Source organism: Yersinia sp. 1252 StPb PI, from assembly GCF_048593885.1.
GTDB lineage: Bacteria > Pseudomonadota > Gammaproteobacteria > Enterobacterales > Enterobacteriaceae > Yersinia > Yersinia enterocolitica_E.
In genome coordinates this window covers 1-1,218 of record NZ_JAZGQE010000384.1, presented here as the reverse complement: position 1 = coordinate 1,218, position 1,218 = coordinate 1, and the positions used below count along the sequence as shown (strand labels likewise).

Genomic DNA, 1,218 nt, shown 5'->3' with positions numbered 1-1,218 from the left:
CTTCGTTGGAATAAGTGCAGTTGGTGGGGCATTTATAAGTGCAAAACTTGCAATGGCTATTGATAAGAAAAAAATTATAATCACATTCTTATGTGGGGTATCTGCGTCTATATTAGTTATTGCCTTTAGCAATAATATTTATATTGTTGCGTTGGGGATTTTTGCTTTATTTATATTCGTTTTTGGTATACAGCCTATTGTTATGTCTATCCTTAACCAATTTGTAGATAGTTCATCTAAAGGAACAGTTTCATCATTATATCTTTTGTCCTGTCTAGCTGGAGGGAGTTTTGGCACATTTGTTCTTGGTTTAGTATGGCATTCGATGAATTGGTTGGGTGTGGTGATAGTCTGTGTTTCGGTATCAGTGATTAATATTATTCTGGCGATTAATTATATTGGGAAGTCTAAAGCCAGCAGTTTTTTTAACCCTATTGAGAGTTCAAAATAAAATCATGTTAAATAAATTAGCTATAGTGACGGGGGCAACGGGTTCCATTGGTAAGGAAATAGCCCGGGGGTTGGTGGAAAACAATTATAAAGTGGTATTGGTCGGGCGCAACGATAACAAATTGGAACGAGTAAAGCAGGAGATAATTAACCAGACGAATAAGCAATCTTATGTTGTTACGCAAAAGATAAATATATCTAGTCAGATCTCTGTGGATCAAGGGGTGGCCTATATTGATGAATATTATGGTCCAATTGATGTACTGATAAATGCAGCAGGGAATGGTGAGCCGACAGATTTTTTCTCTACTACAGAGGATGACTGGCAGGTGACGATGCAGGCAAAGCTTATGGGAACAATCCGAATGACCCAAGCGGTGTCCAGGATGATGTCAAAGTATCAACGCGGGAAAATAATTATTATTAATGGTACTTTCTGCTATGATCCTGATCCACTTTTTATTATTAATAGCACTGTTAATTCAGCATTAGCTGGGTTCACCAAAGCATGTTCAAAGTATTTAGCCGCTGAGAATATCAATTTAAATGCAATTAATCCCTGGATCACTGAGACTGAGTCTTGGAGTCAGACATGCGATAAATTAGCTAAGTTTAAAGCGATTGAAAAAGATGTGTTAGATGCAAATCTACAATCTATGAATCCATATAAGAGATACGCCCGTACTGAAGATATCAATAATGCAATATTATTTTTATTAAGCGAGAAGTCATCATTTATTAATGGTGCCTCATTGAATATCGATGGTG

At 36.5% G+C, this 1,218-nt stretch carries 1 protein-coding gene and 1 pseudogene; both read left to right on the top strand.

The genetic code is table 11. The features are described from left to right. Positions 1–451 (top strand): annotated as a pseudogene (locus tag V2A85_RS23800) (hypothetical protein); the annotation flags it as partial. Positions 452–455: 4 nt separating this feature from the next. Continuing rightward, positions 456–1,218, top strand: a 763-nt coding sequence (locus tag V2A85_RS23795; RefSeq protein ID WP_420072570.1) for an SDR family NAD(P)-dependent oxidoreductase, incomplete at its 3' end; no start/stop codon positions are given.